The organism is Bradyrhizobium sp. 132 (assembly GCF_023074185.1).
Taxonomy (GTDB): domain Bacteria; phylum Pseudomonadota; class Alphaproteobacteria; order Rhizobiales; family Xanthobacteraceae; genus Bradyrhizobium.
Genome location: NZ_JADPKY010000158.1, coordinates 148739 through 168544, shown reverse-complemented (window position 1 = coordinate 168544; position 19806 = coordinate 148739). Strand labels below are relative to the sequence as shown.

At 63.5% G+C, this 19806-nt stretch carries 13 protein-coding genes and 2 pseudogenes; 9 read left to right on the top strand and 6 right to left on the bottom strand.

Annotation, left to right across the window (positions count from 1 at the left end):
• Positions 1-195: 195 nt before the first annotated feature.
• The gene (locus IVA74_RS34580) at positions 196-1746 is read left to right on the top strand and encodes a long-chain fatty acid--CoA ligase (RefSeq protein WP_247351762.1); all 1551 of its coding nucleotides are present in this window, start codon (positions 196-198) and stop codon (positions 1744-1746) included.
• 87 nt (positions 1747-1833) lie between these two features.
• A complete protein-coding gene (locus tag IVA74_RS34575) occupies positions 1834-3054 on the top strand; it encodes an ABC transporter substrate-binding protein (RefSeq protein WP_247351760.1) in 1221 nt (406 codons plus the stop codon).
• A 65-nt stretch (positions 3055-3119) separates the two neighbouring features.
• On the opposite strand, the gene IVA74_RS34570 is transcribed toward IVA74_RS34575, so the two are convergent.
• On the bottom strand, positions 3120-3536 hold the full coding sequence (locus tag IVA74_RS34570; RefSeq protein ID WP_247351758.1) for a hypothetical protein: 417 nt from the start codon (positions 3534-3536) through the stop codon (positions 3120-3122).
• A gap of 212 nt (positions 3537-3748) precedes the next feature.
• Positions 3749-4519: a helix-turn-helix transcriptional regulator gene (locus tag IVA74_RS34565; protein WP_247351757.1), complete on the bottom strand. Its 771-nt coding sequence runs from the start codon at positions 4517-4519 to the stop codon at positions 3749-3751.
• Between the two features lie 186 nt (positions 4520-4705).
• On the opposite strand from IVA74_RS34565, the gene IVA74_RS34560 reads away from it, so the two are divergent.
• The 5 genes and pseudogenes from IVA74_RS34560 (at position 4706) to IVA74_RS34540 (ending at position 11543) form a co-directional block, all read left to right on the top strand.
• On the top strand, positions 4706-6967 hold the full coding sequence (locus IVA74_RS34560) for a marine proteobacterial sortase target protein (protein ID WP_247351755.1): 2262 nt from the start codon (positions 4706-4708) through the stop codon (positions 6965-6967).
• A gap of 199 nt (positions 6968-7166) precedes the next feature.
• Positions 7167-7736 (top strand): class GN sortase, encoded by a 570-nt coding sequence (locus IVA74_RS34555; RefSeq protein WP_247351753.1) that lies wholly within the window; start codon positions 7167-7169, stop codon positions 7734-7736.
• A gap of 108 nt (positions 7737-7844) precedes the next feature.
• Positions 7845-8300: pseudogene (locus tag IVA74_RS34550) on the top strand (glycosyltransferase); the annotation flags it as partial.
• A 36-nt stretch (positions 8301-8336) separates the two neighbouring features.
• Positions 8337-10556: an acetate--CoA ligase family protein gene (locus IVA74_RS34545; protein ID WP_247351748.1), complete on the top strand. Its 2220-nt coding sequence runs from the start codon at positions 8337-8339 to the stop codon at positions 10554-10556.
• 156 nt (positions 10557-10712) lie between these two features.
• Positions 10713-11543: an MlaD family protein gene (locus IVA74_RS34540; protein WP_247351746.1), complete on the top strand. Its 831-nt coding sequence runs from the start codon at positions 10713-10715 to the stop codon at positions 11541-11543.
• A 3-nt stretch (positions 11544-11546) separates the two neighbouring features.
• Here IVA74_RS34540 and IVA74_RS34535 read toward each other — a convergent pair whose 3' ends face one another.
• Positions 11547-14594, bottom strand: coding sequence for an autotransporter domain-containing protein (locus IVA74_RS34535; protein ID WP_346730997.1), 3048 nt, complete (start codon positions 14592-14594; stop codon positions 11547-11549).
• A gap of 546 nt (positions 14595-15140) precedes the next feature.
• On the opposite strand from IVA74_RS34535, the pseudogene IVA74_RS34530 reads away from it, so the two are divergent.
• Positions 15141-15347 (top strand): annotated as a pseudogene (locus tag IVA74_RS34530) (helix-turn-helix transcriptional regulator); the annotation flags it as partial.
• Between the two features lie 71 nt (positions 15348-15418).
• On the opposite strand, the gene IVA74_RS34525 reads toward IVA74_RS34530, so the two are convergent.
• Together IVA74_RS34525 and IVA74_RS34520 are read right to left on the bottom strand one after the other, a co-directional pair.
• The gene (locus tag IVA74_RS34525; protein WP_247351744.1) at positions 15419-16921 is read right to left on the bottom strand and encodes an NAD(P)/FAD-dependent oxidoreductase; all 1503 of its coding nucleotides are present in this window, start codon (positions 16919-16921) and stop codon (positions 15419-15421) included.
• 124 nt (positions 16922-17045) lie between these two features.
• Entirely contained in the window at positions 17046-17804 is a 759-nt protein-coding gene (locus IVA74_RS34520) for a trypsin-like serine protease (protein WP_247351742.1), read from the bottom strand.
• A gap of 104 nt (positions 17805-17908) precedes the next feature.
• Here IVA74_RS34520 and IVA74_RS34515 point away from each other — a divergent pair, with 104 nt between their 5' ends.
• Positions 17909-18544: an HAD-IA family hydrolase gene (locus IVA74_RS34515; RefSeq protein ID WP_247351741.1), complete on the top strand. Its 636-nt coding sequence runs from the start codon at positions 17909-17911 to the stop codon at positions 18542-18544.
• 131 nt (positions 18545-18675) lie between these two features.
• Here IVA74_RS34515 and mtnA read toward each other — a convergent pair whose 3' ends face one another.
• Positions 18676-19791 carry an S-methyl-5-thioribose-1-phosphate isomerase gene (gene mtnA, locus IVA74_RS34510; protein ID WP_247351739.1) on the bottom strand — a complete coding sequence of 372 codons (1116 nt, stop codon included), beginning with the start codon at positions 19789-19791 and terminating at the stop codon, positions 18676-18678.
• Positions 19792-19806: the final 15 nt, after the last annotated feature.

Genomic DNA, 19806 nt, shown 5'->3' with positions numbered 1-19806 from the left:
GCGGAGTGGCTGGCCGGGCCTCCCTCTGAGCAAGACCGGCCTAGCAACTCAACGCAAGACGATTTTCACCACTCGCGCGCCAACTCCTGATCAAAAAAAGCGTGATGCACAAACTCCGGCTGGCCCCAGGGCCACGCCGGGCATGGTGCAGAGCAATAGGGACGCAGGCGGCACCAGACCGCCAAGGGAGGAATTTTGGCCGTTCGTTACTACGACTGGATCGTCCATCATGGCCGCCGCACGCCGAACAAGGTTGCGGTGATTGATCTCGCGAGCGAGCGGCGCTTCACCTATGCGCAGCTGGATGCGCGTATTTCTCGTCTCGCTTCATTTTTGCGTCATACGCTGAAGGTCTCGCGCGGCGACCGCGTCGCGGTGCTGGCGCTGAACACGACCGATACGCTGGAGGTGCAGTTTGCCTGCGGCCGGCTCGGCGCGATCTTCGTGCCCCTGAACACCCGCCTCACCGTTCCCGAGCTTCAGTTCATTACCGGCGACTGTGCGCCGAAGGTGATGATCCACGATACCGATCTGGCCGAGACGGCGCTCGCAGTGGCGAGACTGTGCGGCGTCACCAGCAGCCTGCTGCTCGGGCCCGGCGGCTCTTACGAGGCCGGCATCGCGGCGGCAAAGCCGCTCGAGGCAATCGAGGAGGTCACGCTCGATGATGTTTCGACCATCATGTACACGTCGGGCACCACGGGACATCCCAAGGGCGCGACCATCACCCATGGCATGACCTTCTGGAATTGCGTCAATCTCGGCGGCCCTGCCTGCATCGGACCGTCCTCGGTGCTGCTCACCGTGCTGCCGCTGTTCCACACCGGCGGGCTGAATTGCTACACCAATCCGGTGCTGCACGCCGGCGGTGCCGTGATGATCATGCGCGCCTTTGATCCCGGCACGGCGCTCGGCCTGATCAACGATCCCGCGCAGGGCATCAACGTGTTCTTCGGCGTGCCCGCGATCTACCAGTTCATGGCGCAGCATCCGGCGTTCGCGACCACCGATCTCGGCCGGCTGATCGTTGGCGGTGTCGGCGGCGCTCCGATGCCGGTACCTCTGCTCAAGGTGTGGGAGGCGCGCGGCGTCGCGCTCCAGCAGGGCTACGGCATGACCGAGACCTCGCCGGCCGTGCTGGTGCTCGACCGCGAGGATGCGGCACGGAAGGCCGGCTCCGCCGGCAAGCCGGTGCTGCACACGGAAGTGCGCATCGTGCGTCCCGATGGCAGCGACGCCGATGTCGGCGAGCTCGGTGAACTCTGGGTCAAGGGACCGAACATCACGCCCGGCTACTGGAACAAGCCCGAGGCGAACAAAACGTCGTTCACCGACGGATGGCTGCACACGGGCGACGCGACACGCGTCGACGAAGAAGGCTTCTACTATATCGTCGACCGCTGGAAGGACATGTACATCTCCGGCGGCGAGAACGTCTATCCGGCCGAGGTCGAGAACGTCCTGCATCAGCTCACGGCCATCGCGGAAGCTGCCGTGATCGGCGTGACCGACGCGCAATGGGGCGAGGCCGGCCTCGCCATCGTCGCGGTCAAGCCGGGCCAAAAGCTGACCGAAGCCGATGTGTTCGCGCATTGTGCGGCGAATCTCGCGCGCTTCAAATGCCCGCGACGGGTTCACTTCGTCGACGCGCTGCCTCGCAACGCCACCGGAAAGATCCACAAGCCGACGTTGCGCAAGGAGTTTTCGGTGGCCTCGGAAGTCGACAAGAAAGCCGCCAACGCCTGATCAAAGCGCCCCACTCGCGGGCGCTTTTCTTTTTTCGACGTGCCTGCTCCAACCCGGAAGAACCCCAAGGAATTTCAAGGAATTTTCATGAACAAGAAACTCTCCCTGCTTGCCGCAACAACAGCGTTGGCGCTGCTCACAACCCAAACCGCGTATGCGCAAAAAGCGTACGACACCGGTGTCACCGACACCGAGATCAAGATCGGCAATGTCGAGGCCTATTCCGGCCCGGCTTCCGCCTACGGCGTCATCGGCAAGACCGAGGAAGCCTATTTCAAGATGATCAACGATCAGGGTGGCATCAATGGCCGCAAGATCAACTGGATCTCCTACGATGACGGCTACTCGCCGCCGAAGACCGTTGAGCAGATCCGCAAGCTGATCGAGAGCGACGAGGTCTTTCTGGTGTTCAACGCGCTGGGCACGCCAACCCAGACCGCCGTGCAGAAATATCACAATTCCAAGAAAGTGCCGCAACTGTTTCTCGCCACAGGTGCCAGCAAGTGGAACGATCCGAAGAACTTTCCCTGGACCATGGGCTTCCAGCCCAGCTACCGCGTCGAGGCACAGATCTTCGCCAAGTATATTTTGAAGGAGAAGCCGGACGCGAAGGTCGCGATCTTCTATGCCAATGACGATTTCGGCAAAGACTACCTCGCCGGCATCAAGGACGTGTTCGGCGACAAGGCATCGAAAATGATCGTGGCGGAAGAGAGTTACGAGACATCGGAGCCTTCGATCGATGCCCATATCGTCAAGCTCAAGGGCACCGGCGCCGACGTCTTCGTCAACATCGCGACCCCGAAGTTTGCGGCACAGGCGATCAAGAAGATTGCGGAACTGGAGTGGAAGCCGATGCACCTGATGACCGACGTCTCGGTGTCGATCGGCGCGGTGATGAAGCCGGCCGGCCTCGAGGCATCCGAAGGTGTGCTGTCGGCCGGCTACCTGAAGGACGCGTCGGATCCGCAGTGGAAGGACGATGAGGGTATGAAGAAATTCATGGTCTTCGTCGACAAATACATGCCCGGTGCGAACATTTCGGACGCTAATCTGGTGTACGCCTATGCCGCGGCCCAGACCATGGTGCAGGTGCTGAAGCAGTCGGGCGACAATCTGACCCGTGAGAACGTGATGAAGCAGGCCGCGAGCCTCAAGGACTTCGTCCCCGACACGCTGATCCCGGGCATCAAGATCAACACCTCGTCCACGGACTTCGCGCCGATCGAGCAGCTCAAAATGTGGCGGTTCAAGAAGGGCCAGTGGGAGCTGTTCGGCGATATCATCAGCGCCGAGACAGGCGGCTAGTTCGACTGAAAATATATGCAGATGCAGAATAGCGGCCGAAGGGCCGCTATTCTCTTTCGGCGCATTCAGCCTGCGGGATGTCCTGGCCAACGTCGATCGCCACGATGGGACAGGCCGAGGCGACGCGAATCTCCGAGACCCCTGAGCACGGGGCATGACCACGCAAGAGTGGCGATGCCGGTTGGCGGAAAATCGACACTCAGCGTGTAGCTGTCGCAACCGGTCACGATCGCTTCGGGATCGATCGGCGCGCCGTCGAGGTAGAAATGCGTTCCGATCCTGTCAAGTGGCGCGCGAAGCGCAGGGCTCGGAAGGCGGACGGTGTTGTGGCCCGGCTCTCCCTTGATCCGCACGGCAGCCTGCGGCTCGCTCCAGCGGAACGTGTGACTTGACCCGACGCGCTTCAGCGCGGTCAAGACCGCGCGCGCGTGCGGCCGCGAGACGCGCTGCTGTGCGCGCGCCGAGAAGCACTGATCCAGCACCTAGCGCCAGGGATGTTGCTTCATGCCGAACTCGATGTCGGCCTGGTACATGGCGGCCTCTGCCACGCCAGGACAGCTCCCGCTGTCCGCGATAATGTTCGAGGGGGATGATGACGGAGAACAGCGGCGATTCACCGCCGAATGGTGCGGGCACGTCCTGCATGCCTTCTTTCATAGACGTTTGCGATGCCATTCCGGATAGTGCTCGCGGACTATGCCGACAGAAACAGCGCGAACGATTCGTCGACCGTGCGACGCAGATGCTTTTGGTACAATTCATGATTGGCGTCGCCGGGCGCGACCCGTCCCAGCGAGGGCTTCGGGAAGTTCCGGAGCGGCACGTAGGCGATCGGCGCTGCGATCGGCGTCAGCTGCGAGCCGGGGCCGGCGCGGAGCGTCGATATGATTCCGTACATCTCGCCCGCAACCGTCGGCCGCGACACTGTGATCACGCGATGCTGGCCGTGCTTGATGATGACGAGATAGATGAAGCCGGACTGATGCGGCACCGCGACCTCGCCGGTGTGCTCATAGGCGGCATCGGTCCGCTCACCCTCGCGGAATACCAGTGAAGAGACCTTTGGCTCCCAGACGATCTCGGTGCGGTAGGCGAAGATTGCGTCCTTGTCGCCGAACGACGGGCGCAGCGTGATGTAGACGTCCTCGATCCAGGTCACCGCGCGATGGGCATAGGAGCCGAGGCTATCAGGCGCGACATCGCTTGCGGCCGGAGGCGTCGCCACGACGGGACTCTTGCGCAAGGAGACGCCCAGCGCCTGCTCCAGCCGCACCGTGGTCGCCAGCGTGAACGGCCGCCGGCCGCCGAGCACCTTCTCCAGCGTCGACAGGCTGAGCTTGGCCTGCTCGGCCAGCGCCTGCCGCGAGATCCGGCGTCTGGCCAGCTCCTCGCGAATGGTTTCCGCAATCTCGCGGCTCTGCTCGTCCGAAAGCTGCTTGTCGGCGAATTTGTCTTGGGTCTGCATCGTGGCCCCGCTCCAGGACGGCCATTCTAGCAGGGCGGACAAACCAGCACAAAATCACACTTGGCTGCCGCAGAGGCGGCCAACGCGGGCCAGCCGCGGCGGAACATTGCCGATCATTCTGCTCGCGAAATCGGGCCGTCCCGGCGGATGCTGAGAACCAGCAAACATGCTGTGGGAGCAGGCCAAATGGACACCTACGACACGATGGAGAGCGACGAGCACCCCATGCTGGGGCGGCTGATCAAGGTCGGATTGTTTCTTCTGGTGCAGGGCATCGCGGTGGCGCTGGTCGCCTTCGTGGCGCTGCTGGTGAGCTTCGAGCCGGGCTGGTCGGCGACGACGGAGCAGGCCAGCCTGCTCCAGCCCGGCGACGCCAAATCCGGATCTCTCCTCCTGAAGGAGGACGGCGCCTACACCGAAGCGATCCGCCTCGGCATCGACGTCGACATCACGGTATCGGGCCCGACGCTGCGCTCCCGCGTCACTCAAGTCTTCCGCAACCCGACCAGCGACTGGGTCGAGGCGACCTATGTCTATCCGCTCCCCACCGGCGGTGCCGTCGATACGCTGAAGATGGTGGTCGGCGACCGCGTCATCATCGGCGACATCAAGGAGCGGCAGCAGGCGCGCGTGATCTATGAAGCGGCGCGCCGCGCCGGCCGGAAGGCCGCGCTCACCGAACAGGAGCGGCCGAACATCTTCACCAACTCGGTCGCCAATATCGGCCCCGGCGAAACCGTGCTGGTGCAGATCGAATATCAGGAGCCGGTGCACCAATCCGGCAACGAATATTCGCTGCGCCTGCCGCTGGTGGTCGGACCACGCTACAATCCGACGCCGATCGTCCAGAGCGTCGACTTCCGCAACGACGGCTCCGGTTGGGGCGCGACGAATTCGGACCCGGTGCCGGACCGCGACCGTATCTCCCCGCCCGTGCTGGATCCCGCCAGGAATGCGCCGGTCAATCCGACCAGCATCAGGGTGCGCCTGAATGCCGGCTTTGCGCTCGGCGAGGTCAAGAGCCCGCACCATAACGTCAAGGTCGCGAATCCGGACGACACGACGCGAATCGTTACGCTTGCCGACGGTGCCGTGCCTGCCGACCGCGATTTCGAACTGACCTGGAAGCCGGCCGCTGTAAAGGCGCCGTCGGTCGGTCTGTTCCGCGAACGCGTCGGCGACGCCGATTATTTGCTCGCTTTCGTCACTCCGCCCGCCGCCGAGCAGGCAACGCAGAAGCTACTGCCGCGCGAAGTGGTGTTCGTGATCGACAATTCCGGCTCGATGGGCGGCACGTCGATCGTTCAGGCCAAGGCGAGCCTCACCTACGCGCTCTCCCGTCTCCAGCCGACCGACCGTTTCAACGTCATCCGTTTCGACGACACCATGGACGTGCTGTTTCCGGCCTCCGTGCCGGCGGATGCCGCGCGCGTCGGTGAAGCCACCTCGTTCGTCAGTGCGCTGCAGGCGCGTGGCGGCACCGAGATGGTGCCGGCGATGCGGGCCGCGCTGACCGACAAGCTCGGCGATACCGGCATGGTTCGCCAAATCGTGTTCTTGACCGACGGCGCGATCGGCAACGAGCAGCAATTGTTCGAAACGATTACGGCGATGCGCGCCCGCTCGCGCGTGTTCATGGTCGGCATCGGGTCCGCGCCCAACACCTATCTGATGACGCGCGCCGCCGAGCTCGGTCGCGGTGCCTTCACTCATATCGGCTCCGTCGAGCAGGTCGAGGAGCGCATGCGCGGCCTGTTCACCAAGCTCGAGAACCCGGCCGTGACCGGCCTCAGCGCAAAGTTCTCCGAAGCAAAGCCCGACGTCACACCGGCGATCATTCCCGACGTCTATCGCGACGAGCCGCTGGTGCTGGCGGCAAAGCTCGACAAGCTCGCAGGCTCGGTCGAGATTAGGGGCCGCGTCGGCGACCGTCCATGGTCGGTGACGCTGCCGCTGCAAAATGCAGCCGAAGGCAAAGGCCTGTCGAAGCTCTGGGCCAAGCGCAAGATCGACGATGCCGAAGTGGCGCGCACCCTGCACGAGATGACTCCCGAAGACTCCGACAAGGCGATCCTGACGCTGGCGCTCGACCATCAGATCGTCACGCGGCTCACCAGCCTCGTCGCGGTGGACAAAACGCCGAGCCGTCCCGAAGGCGAGCCGCTCAAGCTCAGCGAATTGCCGATCAACCTGCCGGCCGGCTGGGATTTCGCGAAGGTCTTTGGCGAACGACCGCAGGTCCCGACGCAGCTCCGCGAACGTCACGCCGATGCCCGCAACCAGCCGGCCACGAGGCGGCCGACACCCGCCGCACCGGATGCGATCCGCCTGCCCAAGACCGCGACATCGGCCGAGTTGAAGATGATCGCAGGCCTGATGCTGGTCGTGCTCGCCCTGATCCTGTTCGTGTTCGACCGACGTCAGACCTTGCTCACTGACGTCGCTTGAGAGAGGAGCCCCCCGATCTCCTCTGTTAGCGCGCGCGGCTGCCCGTCCCAAAGCAACGACCGCGCGCGCCTTTTTTGAACATGCCGCCTCAACCGAATTCGCAGTTTGCGAGCGAAGCGAAGCAATCCAGAAATCCCTCCAGGGACGCAGTCCGGATTGCTTCGTCGCTTCGCTCCTCGCAATGACGGGAAAATATGCCATGCCCCGCTTCATCTCTCCCATGGTTCTCGCGCTGATCGGCGTCATCCTGTTCGGCGACGGCGCCTATATCCATGCCAAAGCGTGGCTCGCGCAGGTGCTGCTGGAGCACGCGTTCGACCGGAGCGTTGCGACCGGCGAGGTGGTCAAGCCATGGTCATGGGCTGATACCTGGCCGGTCGCGCGGATCGAGGTGAGGCGGATCGGCGCCAGCGCGATTGTGCTGGAAGGTATCAGCGGCCAGGCGCTTGCTTTTGGACCCGGCCATATCCGCCAAACGGCTGACGCGGGCGAGCGTGGTGTTGCCGTATATGCAGCGCACCGCGACACTCATTTCCGTTTCCTGCGGAATGTCGCCATTGGTGATGTGATCGATGTCACACGCAGTGCCGGTGAACACTTTCGCTATCGCGCGGATTCCTCCGCTGTGGTTCGCTTCGATGCCTCGGGCATCGATCCTGCGGCACGGGATGCCGAACTCGTGCTCGCCACCTGCTGGCCGTTCGACGCCGTCACGTCCGGTCCGGAGCGCTACGTGCTGCATGCCACCTTGATGGCAGCCTATGAATAGCAGTTTGCAATCGGCCCGTCCGGGAGTAATCGCCCCCTCAATCCGTACCCGATCCACCGGACGTTCCCGCTCATGGAAGCGCTGAACTGGCGTCCTCGCCGGTAGACCTATCCGAACCTGAATTATCACGTGCAGGACGGCGCCTCGATCGACGGCACGCTCGATCTCCTGAAGAGCCGCGGCGAAAGCCTGAGTTGGAAGAGCGAACCAGACAAGGGGCAGTCCAGCGCCATCAATCTCGGCTTCGCCGGCAGCGATAGCGAGATCATGGCCTATCTCAACAGCGACGACATGCTGCTGCCCGGGACACTTGCCTGTGTCGCGAACTACTTCATGGCCCATCCGCATATCGACCTTGTCTACGGCCACCGCGTCTTCGTCGATCGCGAGGGACTCGAAGTGGGCCGCGCCGTGCTACCGCCCCATGACGGCGAGGCGTTGCGATATGCCGACTACATTCCGCACGAGACGATGTTCTGGTGCAGGATGCATCGCTCATTCCATCGCGCGGCATTAACACGCTTACGGTTGCCACTCCCAACAACTCCCCATAGAACAGCGTGACGCGCCGCCAAGAACAACAACAGGTGAGGTCACGCCATGGAAGCCCCGGTGTCTGCTGCGTCCGTTTCTCCGCGCCCGTGGTCTCCACCGCCCGATGCGAACGATATCGTCAAGCGCATCCACGCCATGCTGCACCCGCACAACATCGTGCTGGTGGGCGCGACCGACAAGCCCGGCAACTATGCCGAGCGCATCTGGAACAATCTGGTCAAATACGGCTACGAGGGCGGGCTCTATCCGGTCAACACCAAACGCGACAGCATTTGGGGCGTCCCCTGCTACAAAGACTTTGCCAGCCTCCCGGAAAAGCCCGATCACGTGCTGGTGCTGGTCCCGGCGCGCTTTGCCGTGCAGGTGATCCGCGATGCCGCCGCGGCCGGCGCGCGCTCGGCCACCATCGTCACCTCGGGCTTCAGCGAGTTGCAGGATGAGGAAAGCCAGAAGCTCGCCGCTGAACTGCAAGCGGCCGTGCGCGAGACGGGATTGGCGGTCACCGGCCCGAACTGCCTCGGCAATTTGAGCGCCGGCGAAAAGCTCTTCACCAATATCGACGACCGTATCGTCACCATGGAACAGGGAGCGGTGGCGATTGCCGGACAATCGGGCGCCATCGTCATGGCGATCCGCCAGGCACTGGAAGATCGCGGCGTCGGGGTCGGCTACATGGTGACGACCGGCAACGAGGCCGGGCTCGAGACGCCGGACCTGATGCGCTATTTCGCCGAGGATCCGAGCATCAAGGTGATCGTGGTTTACCTCGAAGGCGTGCGCAACACCAAGGCTTTCCGGGACGCCTGCAAGGCGGCGCGCGCCGCGAGCAAACCGGTGATCGCGCTCAAGCTCGGGGCCTCCGAGGGCGGCCGCGCGGCGGCGATGGCGCACACCGGCGCGCTCGCGGGCTCGATCGAGACGTTCGACGCCATCGCAACGCGCGAAGGAGTGATCAGAGTCGGCGGGCTCGACGAGTTGATCGAGACCACGGAATGCTTCGTCCATGCCGCGGTGCCCGAAGGCGACCGGCTTGCCGCGGTGACGCTATCTGGCGGTAAGCGTGGCATGCTGCTCGACGCCTTCTATGCCGCAGGCCTGAATTTTGCGCCGCTAAGCCCGCACGTCGGCTCCGAGTTGGCAAAAATGCTCGGCCCAGGCTCGATCGTCGGCAATCCGCTCGACGCCGGCTTTGCGGCGGTGGTCGATCCCTCCGTCTACATGAAATCGATCGAGCTGATGATCGAAGACCCCGATATCGATATCGTCATCATCGATGCGGAGCTGCCAAAGGCGCCGCACGAGCTGCGCGAGCGCAACCTGCGCATCGTCAACGAAATGGCGAGCCGGGCCGGCAAGCCGGTGATCTATATCAGCGCGATGTCGATCGGCTTCACCGAGTTCACCAAGACCTTGCGCAAATCGCTGCCGCATCTCGCTGTCATGCAGGGGATGGATCGCGCGGTGACCGCGATCAAGTCGCTGCTCGACTACGCCAAGCTGCGCAAGGAAGTGCCCGATATCGTCTCCAGCTCGAAGCCTGCCGCGCGTGCCGTGCTCGAAAAGGCGCTGAAATCGGCAACCGGCGCCGCGCTCGACGAGGTCGCCTCCAAGAGGCTCCTGAAGGCCTATGGCATCCCGATCTCGAAGGAGGCAATCGCACAGACGGCAGCCGAGGCCGTGAAGATCGCCAAGCAGATCGGCTTCCCTGTCGTGGCCAAACTCGTCAGCGCCGAGATTCTGCACAAATCAGACATCGGCGGCGTGGTGCTGAATCTCAACAACCCGGCCGAGGTCAAAAAGGCGTTCGCCGACATCACCGCGCGGGTGAACAAGCAGAAGGGCAAACCGAAGCTTGACGGCATTCTGATCGCGCAACAGGTCAAGGCCGATCTCGAGCTCGTGGTCGGGGCCTCGCTCGATGCCGAAATGGGTCCGGTCGTGCTGTTCGGCACCGGCGGCATCGACATCGAGCTGATGAAGGACGTGGCGCTCGCCGGTGCGCCACTGGACGAGGCCGAGGCGCGGCTTCTGATCGGCCGCACCAAGGCCGGCATCAAGATGCGTGGGTATCGCGGCAAGCCGGCCTTGCACGAGGCCTCCGCGGTGAAAGCGCTGGTCGGCCTGTCCAATCTGATCGCGGACGCCGGCGACCGGATCGCCTCGATCGACGTCAATCCGTTCCTAATCAATGCCAAAACAGGCGTCGCCGTCGATGCCCTGATCGTGCTGAACAATGCTGCGGCCAAACGCGCCGCCGGGCATTGATGTCGCGTAAGGCGGATTAGCGCAGCGTAATCCGCCAATCCTTGCGACAAACGCGAGAGGAAGTGGCGGGTTACGCTTCCCTAACCGTCCCACTTAGGATTACGGCCGCAGCATCATCCTTCCAACTTCCCCGCTTTGGCCGTAAAATCACCCTGCATGGCACGCGCGAGCAATCTGGTGATCGGAACGGCGACGCTGGCGGTGATCGCCGTGGCGTTCGGCGGCCTGCTTGGTGTGCAGAAATGGCGCACCGCCCAGAGCCGCAGCCAGTTGCGCGTGGTGTTCGAGGGCGGCTCGGCCAGCGGACTGCGCCGCGGCGGGCCGGTCAATTTCGACGGTGTTCCCGCCGGCCAGATCCTGTCGATCAAGCTCGACAATCCCCGCAAGGTCGTGGCGCTCGTGTCGCTCGATAATGCAGCGCCGATCCGCAAGGACACCGTGGCCGGCATCGAGTTCCAAGGCCTTACCGGCGTCGCCGCGGTGTCGCTGATCGGCGGCGCCCCCTCCGCTCCGCCGGTGCCGCTCGACGCCGACGGCATCCCCGTGCTGACCGCCGATCTCAGCGACGCCGAATCCATCGTCGACACCCTGCATGGTGTCGATCGCACCATCGTCAGCAACGCCCCGGCGATCAAGGAGGGCCTGCGCACGTTCGAGAACTACACCGCCGATCTCAGGAGCAAGGGCGGCGAAATCGATTCCGTCATGGCCAAGGTCGACAGCGCTTTCGCGGGCTTCGACAAGGCGGTCACAAAGATCGAGGGCGTAGTGCCCGGCTTCGCCGATGGTAAGGCGGATGAGCTGTTCGAAAAGATACAGGGATTGCACGAGCTCGCCGACACCATGAGAAAGAAATCGGCGAATTTCCTAGAGGACATCCGTCGCTCGCTGCTCGACGTCAGCGAGGCCGCCAACAAGATGAGCGGGACGTCCGCCCCCGCCGCCGCCCCGCGCCCGCCGCGCAAGCCCACGCAGCAGAAGCGGTAAAGCCTACCAGGCGTAGCGAACGACACCTTTGCCGGCGTAGGAGCGGGTGACGTTCGAGAACTCGCCCTCGAAGGTCGCCGACGCAGACCAGCCGTTCATCCAGCTCATCTGCACCGCCGCTGTGGTCAGCGCGGAATCGTGCGCCTGAGCGGCGCCGTTCACCACGAATGCCGATCCCGGCAACGTCTGGAAGACCGCACCGACGGTGCGATCCGGATTGTAGTCATGCGCCCAGGCGACGCGGCCGCGCAGAGTCATCAGGCCGCCGGCCGCGGCGAATGACTTGTCCGCGCGCAGGCCGAGCTCGGTGCGGGTGCTGGTCACGTCCTTGGCGGCATAATTCAGCGCGAAGACGTTGCTGCCGACCACCGCGAACTCTGAATAGCTCGGAAGGCTGAACACGGTGGCCTGGAGCGCCGCATAGGGCGTGAGGCCGATCCACTGCGAGGCATGGCGATAGCCGCCCTCGATGCGGCCCGAGAGCGCGTTGGCGTTGAACTGCGCACGCAACTGATCGACACCCGCGGCGGTGACGATGCGGTTGGTCGTGACGTCCTGCCAGCCATAGGCCAGCGCGGCCGTGATATAGGCTGGTCCGGCGGTATGACGCACGAAGGCGCCGGCCTGGAACAGATCGGAGCGGCCCCAGCCGAGCCCGTTGACGTTGAAGCCGGTCGCCCCGCCCGCAAGCGCAAAGCCGGCGATCGTCGACGGCGAGAAGCGGTAGTCGAGGCCGACGGCGGTCCCGTAGACGCTGCTGCTGGTGTTGTTTGAGCCGAGGCCGGCATTGCCGTCGCTGGTCTGCGAGCCACCATAGCCGGCAGCCCACACGTCCCAACGTTGTTCGAAATTCGCCGGCGGCGCCTTGCGATAGATCGAGGCAAGGGCGTCGCGTGCGCTCTTGCCGGTCGCGGCATACGCGTTCGCGCTCGTCTCGTCGGCGAAGGGCGTCGCACCCGGCGTCCCGCTACGCCCCGAGCCAAACACGTCGGTGAGCAGGCCGAGGAACAGGTTCATCGCGCTGAAGGTCGCCTGCTGCGAACCCGTCGCCGGCTCGCCGGAGGCCTGTGTCAGGCCGGCCGGGCCGAGGCCCGCGAATTCCGCTTGCAGAAAGCCGTTCGCGTTGAAGAAATTCTGAAGCGTGGTGGCGACGTTCTTCTGATTGACGTTGAGGGCGTATTTCGCGCCATAGTCCAGTGTGAAATTGAGATAGACAGTGCCGGCAGAATCTACGGTCGTCGTACCAATCAGGCCGCCGGGAGCGGCGACACCGGCAAAGTTATCGGTGGCAGCGCCGGAAAACTGCATGATCTTGTATTGCGGCAAGATGGTGCTGCCAGCGTACAGCGAGACGCCGACGGTGCCATTCAGGCCGGCGTTGCCGAAAACATTGGCAAAGCTGGCGGTGGTTCCGCTACCGACCTGCACGAGGTAGAGCGCGCCAGACTGGAACGCGAGGTCACCGAGAACCGCCATGCTCGAGCCCGGCCCGCCGTCGCCGGGCGCATAGATGCCGCCGGCAGCAATGGTGGTGTTACCGACGATCCCGGCGCCGAACAGTGCGCCGCCCGCCTTCACGGTGGTCAGGCTCGATTGGGAGATGTCACCATCGACCCGCAGGATGCCGCCATTCACCGTCGTCGTGCCAGTATAGGTATTCGTACCCGAAAGGATCAGCGTCCCGCTACCGACTTTTTCCAAGGAGCCAGAGCCGGGACCGCAGCCGCAGGAGTCGGCGATAACGCCACTAACTTCCGTTGAGAGATTGTTGCTGCCGACGACGAGCGTGTTGCCGGCACCGATGTAATAGTTGCCCGAACCTTCGATGGAGCCCGCGGTGATGCGACCGTCGCCATTTGGACCGAAGCTGCCACTGAAATCGACGATGCCGGTACCGTTCGTGATGAAACGCGCGTTCCCGCCGGTCGCGTTGTCAAAGAAATCTGTCTCGCCGCCGCTTTTGGTGACGATAGTGGCGTTGCCTGCGGTGGAATAGCCGTTGAACTCAGTCAAACCGTCGGCGTTATTGATGATTGTAGCATTCCCGGCGCTCACCGTATCGGTCGGAGATTGACCGAACCAGGTGAAGCCGAAGTTTTGGTTGATGATGGTCGCAGAGCCGGCCGAGGACTGGTCCAGGAAGAGCGTCCCACCGTTATCATTGGTGATCGTGGCCGAACCAGCCGTGGTCTTGGCGAAGAAGATAGTCACACCGGCATCGTTGAGGATGGTCGCGTCGCCCGCGGTCGCCGTGTCGATCCCACCGAACGAACCGAAATAAATCTGGCCGCCATTGTTGGCAATCGCGATCGAACTGGCGCTGGTCGCATTCAGGAACGTCGTGATAGCACCAATTCCGTCGTTCAGGATCGACGTAATACCAGTGGTGTTGGCATTGACGATATTGAACGTACCTTCGTTGGTAACGGCGCCGAGGATGCTCGCAGTATGCGTCGCGTCGCCGAGCTGCAATGACGCGCAGGAGCAAATGAAGGTGTCGCCGGTATAGGTGTTGGCGCCAAGCAGCGCCAATATACCCGGCGCCTGCACGGAGATTCCGCCACTGCCGACGATGCGGGATGCGATGACGGCGGACGGATCCGTGGTGCCGGTGACATCGGCGGTGTAGAACGTCGTCCCACCCGAGGCGAGCCTCAGGTCGCCACCCTGGATGGTGTAGACCGAATTATCCGCGGTAATGTCGAAGCCCAAGAGACCAGTGAGCTGGACGCCACTTGGCGCGACCGTCACGGTGCCGGCCGTAGCCGGTGTCGAGACTCCCGAGTAGCCGAATATCGTGCCGGCTGACGCAGGATCGTAGGCGCTGCTGGTCGAACCGAAGACGTCGCTCCAATTCGTGATGGTCGTGTCCCACACCCCGCCGCCGCCGTTGATGGCACCGTTCGGAGTGGTCTGCGATCCGTTGAAGACCTGCTGCGCGCCGGCGGGGTGCGTCGACAAGCAGAAGCCGAACAGAACCGCAACGACGGACGACCCGGCAGCACCCATGCGCAGCCGGTTCTGTCCGCCCGACTGCGATCGAAACTCCACCCCAGCGCCCTCGTTAGCGGCGCCTCAGCCGCGCCGCCGGCAAACTAAGCGACTAGTTCCCTCCGTCAAACTACGGAATCCGCGGAATGGCTGTCCGAGGTACAATTTGGGTTGATTCAGCAGATGATGTTGCAACCGCGCCACGGTTTTGCACCATAAATTCGCATTCCACACGCGTGGTCCTGCGTGAGAATGTCTACGCGCGTGTACGGCCGTTCACATTGATGGCTGGCAGCCCAGAGCGACGTTCGTCGCCAGCCATGGCGTCTTCAACTTCAATCGGCATAGGGGCGCGGAGATGGTATCTCCGCGTCCCCTGCCACACCACCCGGCATGCGGGTCCGCACCGGGCGGTTCGATGGGTTTAGGTCAACTGGCAAGTTTGGGGACTCCCAGCTGTTTGAAGTGGTTGTTCGGCGGCGCGGTTTGCACACCTGCGCGAGGCTTCGTCCGGCACTGCGCCGGGTCAGCTCGCGCACGCGCTGTTTCATGCGCGCGATGGCCTGTGGCGCCAATGGTGACGTCGAGATAGTGCTGCTTGCCGGCACCAGCGAGCTCGGCCTCACCACCCGCGAAGGCGAGGTGCTGGCCTGGCTCAGCAAAGGCAAGACCCACCGCGACATCGCGCAGATTCTGGGCCTGAGCCCGCGCACGGTCGACAAGCATCTGGAGCAGATCTACGCCAAGCTCGGCGTGGAGAACCGCACCGCCGCGGCGGCGATTGCGACCAATGCGACGCGGCGGAATTCGTAGTCTTGCTGCGAATGAGGTGAGACGTTGCCAGTCGAATAAATGGCGTCGTCCGCCGCTAGCACAAGCTATCCTCAGCCATACACAAACGCCGCGTCATCCAGATCCGTCTTCGGGATTTCGTCCTTCTCGGTCCAGTAGTCCTGGCTGTGCTGCCATTCCGGCTTGTCGCCGCGCTTCGGCAGCAGGTCCATGTTGCGCATCATGTAGCCCGGGTTGAAGTTTTCCGGATCGATCCAGGGCAGGATCGGCATGTTGTGGTCCTCAGGGCGCAAGCTCACCTCGACCTTCTTCGCGCCCTTCCCCTTCATGTGTCCGATCAGGCGACAGACGAAGTCGGCGACGAGATCGACGCGCAGCGTCCAGCTGGCGCGGAAATAGCCGAACACCCAAACCAGGTTGGGCACGCCCGTAAACATCATGCCGCGATAGGTCACGGTGTCGCCGAAGGCAAGCGGCTTACCGTCGATCTCGAAGGCGATGTCGCCGAGAGCTGCGAGATGGAAACCGGTCGCGGTGACGATGATGTCCGCTTCCAGCACTTTGCCCGATTTGAGCTGGATGCCGTTCTCGACGAAGCACTCGATCTCGTCGGTGACGACGGACGCCTTGCCGCTGGCGATGCCCTTGAACAGATCGGCATCGGGCACGAAGGCGATGCGCTGCCGCCACGGCCGGTAGCTCGGTGTGAAATGTGTGTCGACATCGTAGTCCGGACCGAGCACCGCGCTGATCTGGCCGATCAGCTCCTGCTTCACCTGCTCGGGCTTTGACAGGCAAAGCTTGGTGAACGCGTCCTGCTCGAACAGGATTTTGCGCCGGACGATCTCGTGGATCCATTCCTCGTCGACCTGAAGCCTGCGCAGCTCCTCCGCGATCTCGATTGCGTTGCGGCCGAGGCGAAAATAGGTCGGCGACCGCTGCAGCATGGTGACATGCGCGCATTTGTCCGCAATATTCGGAACCAGCGTTGCGGCCGTCGCGCCCGAGCCGATCACGACGACCTTCTTGTTCGTGAGGTCGATATCTTCAGGCCAGGTCTGCGGATGAACGATGCGGCCCTTGAAGCGGTCCGTGCCCTTCCATTCCGGCGTGTAGCCTTCCGAATGGCGGTAATAGCCCTGGCACATCCACAGGAAGTTCGCCGTGAAAGTTTTCGATTCCCCGGTGTCGGTCGTCACCGCCTCGATGGTCCAGAGATTCTGCTCGCTCGACCAGCTCGCCGAAATGATCTTGTGCTTATAGCGGATGTGGCGGGCGATATCGTTGTCGTCGATCACCTCGTTCATGTAGGTGAGGATTTCCTCGGCGGTTGCGATCGGCGGTCCGACCCAGGGCTTGAAGCTATAACCGAAGGTGTGGAGATCGCTGTCCGAGCGGATGCCGGGATAGCGATGCGTGGTCCAGGTGCCTCCGAACGTCGCCTGCGTTTCCAGGATGACGAAGCTCGCGCCCGGAAGCTGCTTTGTCATGTGATAGGCGCTGCCGATGCCAGAGATGCCGGCGCCGACGATCAGCACATCGAAATGTTCAGAAGCTTGTTTGGTCGTGGCGTGACTGCGAACAGCGACATTCATTGTTGCTACTTGCCTTGCTTGTTTTTGTGGCCGCCCTTGATCGGACGGCGCGTTTCCTCCGCGACGGGCGTGGTCGCCCATCGCGCTTCCGCTTTAAAATGGCATAGATCAAATCGCGGTCAAATCACAGCGTCGCACCCCAGCCCCGCGCGGTCCGCAATATCCAGTCGCGATAGAGCGTGAGCGGCGTGACCCCGGTCAATCCGCCGCAGCCGGCGGCGCCGTTCGGCCCGGTGGACCAACTGATGACGCCGACAAGCACAGGCCCGTTCGGCCTGTCCTCGAACACCGGGCCGCCGGAATCGCCGGTGCAGGCGCCAATTCCGTCGCGAACACCGTTAGTTACCGGATCGACCAGCCGGATCTGGAGCGTGCCGGGCTGCCCTGTGGCAACGAGACCGGCGACACGCGTCACACCGCCACTCTTGCCATCGCCGCGCACGGTGACGCCGATGCCGGCGACGACGAAGCTGCTGCCGGCCTGGATCGGAATAGTCGGCGCGCCGACCGGCACCGTCGATTTTCCCTTGAGTGGAATTTCCAGTTGCAGCAATGCCACGTCCGCGGTGGCGCGGTGCGCCTGCATCGCCTGCATGTTGAAGTTCGGATGGATCGCAACGGTGCGCACATTCAGTAATTGCGGCTGACCGTCGACACCGCGATCGACAATCTTGTAGTCCGCGCCGGGCTGCACGCAGTGGGCGACCGTCAGCACCAGCTTTGGCGCGATCAGGCTGCCCGTGCAGAAATTACCGCGCGAGCCGACGATGGTGACGACTGCGCGCGCGGCACCATCGGTCTGCGGCGTGCCGCCACCCACGATGGCATAAGCGGGCGTGGCGAGCAGCAGAGCGGCTGTGATGAGGGTTGCAAGCTTCTTCATGGGAACACGCTTTGGCGTCGGTGAATGCGGAGGATCGCTTCGGACTGGTCCTTGCCGATAGCGCATGCTAGCGCTCTTGGAAAGGAATTGACGAGGGCAGGGCAGTGACGATCGAGGCTGTGATCTTTGATTTTGGCGGTGTGCTGACGAGTTCGCCATTCGAAGCCTTCGCGCGGTACGAGGCGGAACGCGGCCTGCCCATCGACATCATCCGGCGGACCAACGCCGCCAATCATCTGGAAAACGCCTGGGCCAAGTTCGAGCGCGCCGAAGTCGATATCGACACATTCGACAAGCTGTTCGCGACGGAGTCACTGGCGCTCGGCGCGGAAGTGCGCGGGCGTGACGTGCTGCCGCTGCTGCAGGGCGATCTGCGCCCCGAGATAGTCGAGGCGCTGAAGCGCATCAAGGCGCAATTCAAGACCGGCTGCATTACCAACAATTTGCCGGCCAATGCGATCGGCAGCATGACCGGGCGCTCACTCTATGTCGCCGAGGTGATGGTGCTGTTCGATCATGTCATCGAGTCCGCCAAGATCGGCCTGCGCAAGCCCGACCCGCGCATTTATCAGCTGATGGTCGAGACGCTGAAGGTTGATCCGAACAACTGCGTCTATCTCGACGATCTCGGCGTCAATCTGAAGCCCGCGCGCGAGATGGGCATGACCACGATCAAGGTCACCAGCGGCGCCCAGGCGATCGCCGAACTGGAAGCCGCGACGGGATTAAGGCTGAGCTAGCGACGCTTACAAACCCTCATCCTGAGGAGCGCGCCCTTGCGCGCGTCTCGAAGGATGAAGGCTCCGCTCGTGGCCCTCGCCCTTCGAGACGCCACGCAAGCGCGGCTCCTCAGGGTGAGGGATTACACATCCTAATCAGCCGCCGCCGCCGTAGCGATCCGCTCCGGAAACGCCGCGGCGAGCGACGCACGATCCGGCTTCAGCACGCCCCGCTCGGTGATGAGGCCGGTGACGAGCCGCGCCGGGGTCACGTCGAACGCGTAGTTCGCGACCGGCGAACCCTCCGGCACGATCCGCACCGTCTCCAGCCGTCCATCCGCGGTGCGGCCGGTCATGTCGGTCACCTCCGTGCCGCTGCGCTGCTCGATCGGGATGTCGCGGATGCCGTCATCAACGGCGAAATCGATCGTCGGCGACGGCAGCGCGACATAGAACGGCACGTTATTGTCGTGCGCGGCGAGCGCCTTCAGATAAGTGCCGATCTTGTTGCAGACATCGCCATTGGCGGCAACGCGATCGGTGCCCACGATGGCGAGATCGACCATGCCATGCTGCATCAGATGCCCGCCGGTGTTGTCGGGAATAACCGTATGCGGCACACCGTGATGGCCGAGCTCCCAGGCCGTGAGCGAGGCACCCTGGTTGCGCGGACGCGTCTCGTCGACCCAGACATGGACCTTGATGCCGCGCTCATGCGCCAGATAGATCGGCGCTGTTGCCGTGCCCCAGTCGACGGTGGCAAGCCAGCCGGCATTGCAATGCGTCAGCAAATTGACGGTCTCGCCCGGCTTCTTCTTGGCGACGATCGCCTCGATGAGCTTCAAGCCGTTGCCAGCGATGCCACGGTTGATCTCGACATCCTGCTCGACGATCTCGTCGGCGCGCGCATAGGCGGCCTCCGCCCGCTCCAGCGGATCGACCGGCGCGAGCGTCGCGCGCATCTCGTCCAGCGCCCATTTCAGATTGATCGCGGTCGGCCGCGCCACCACGAGTGTATCGTAAGCGCGCCTAAGGCCGGCGTCGGAGGCATCCTCGCGCATCGCGAGCGCCATGCCGTAAGCTGCGGTCGCGCCGATCAGCGGCGCCCCGCGCACCAGCATGTCGCGGATGGCGAGGGCCGCGTCCTCGCACGAGGCCAGCTTTGCAATGATGAACTCATGCGGCAGCCGGCGCTGGTCTATCGCGCCGACCGACCAGCCGTCGCGCTCACGCCAGATGCTGCGGAAATGCTTGCCGTCGACCTTCATGGCATTCTGCCTTTC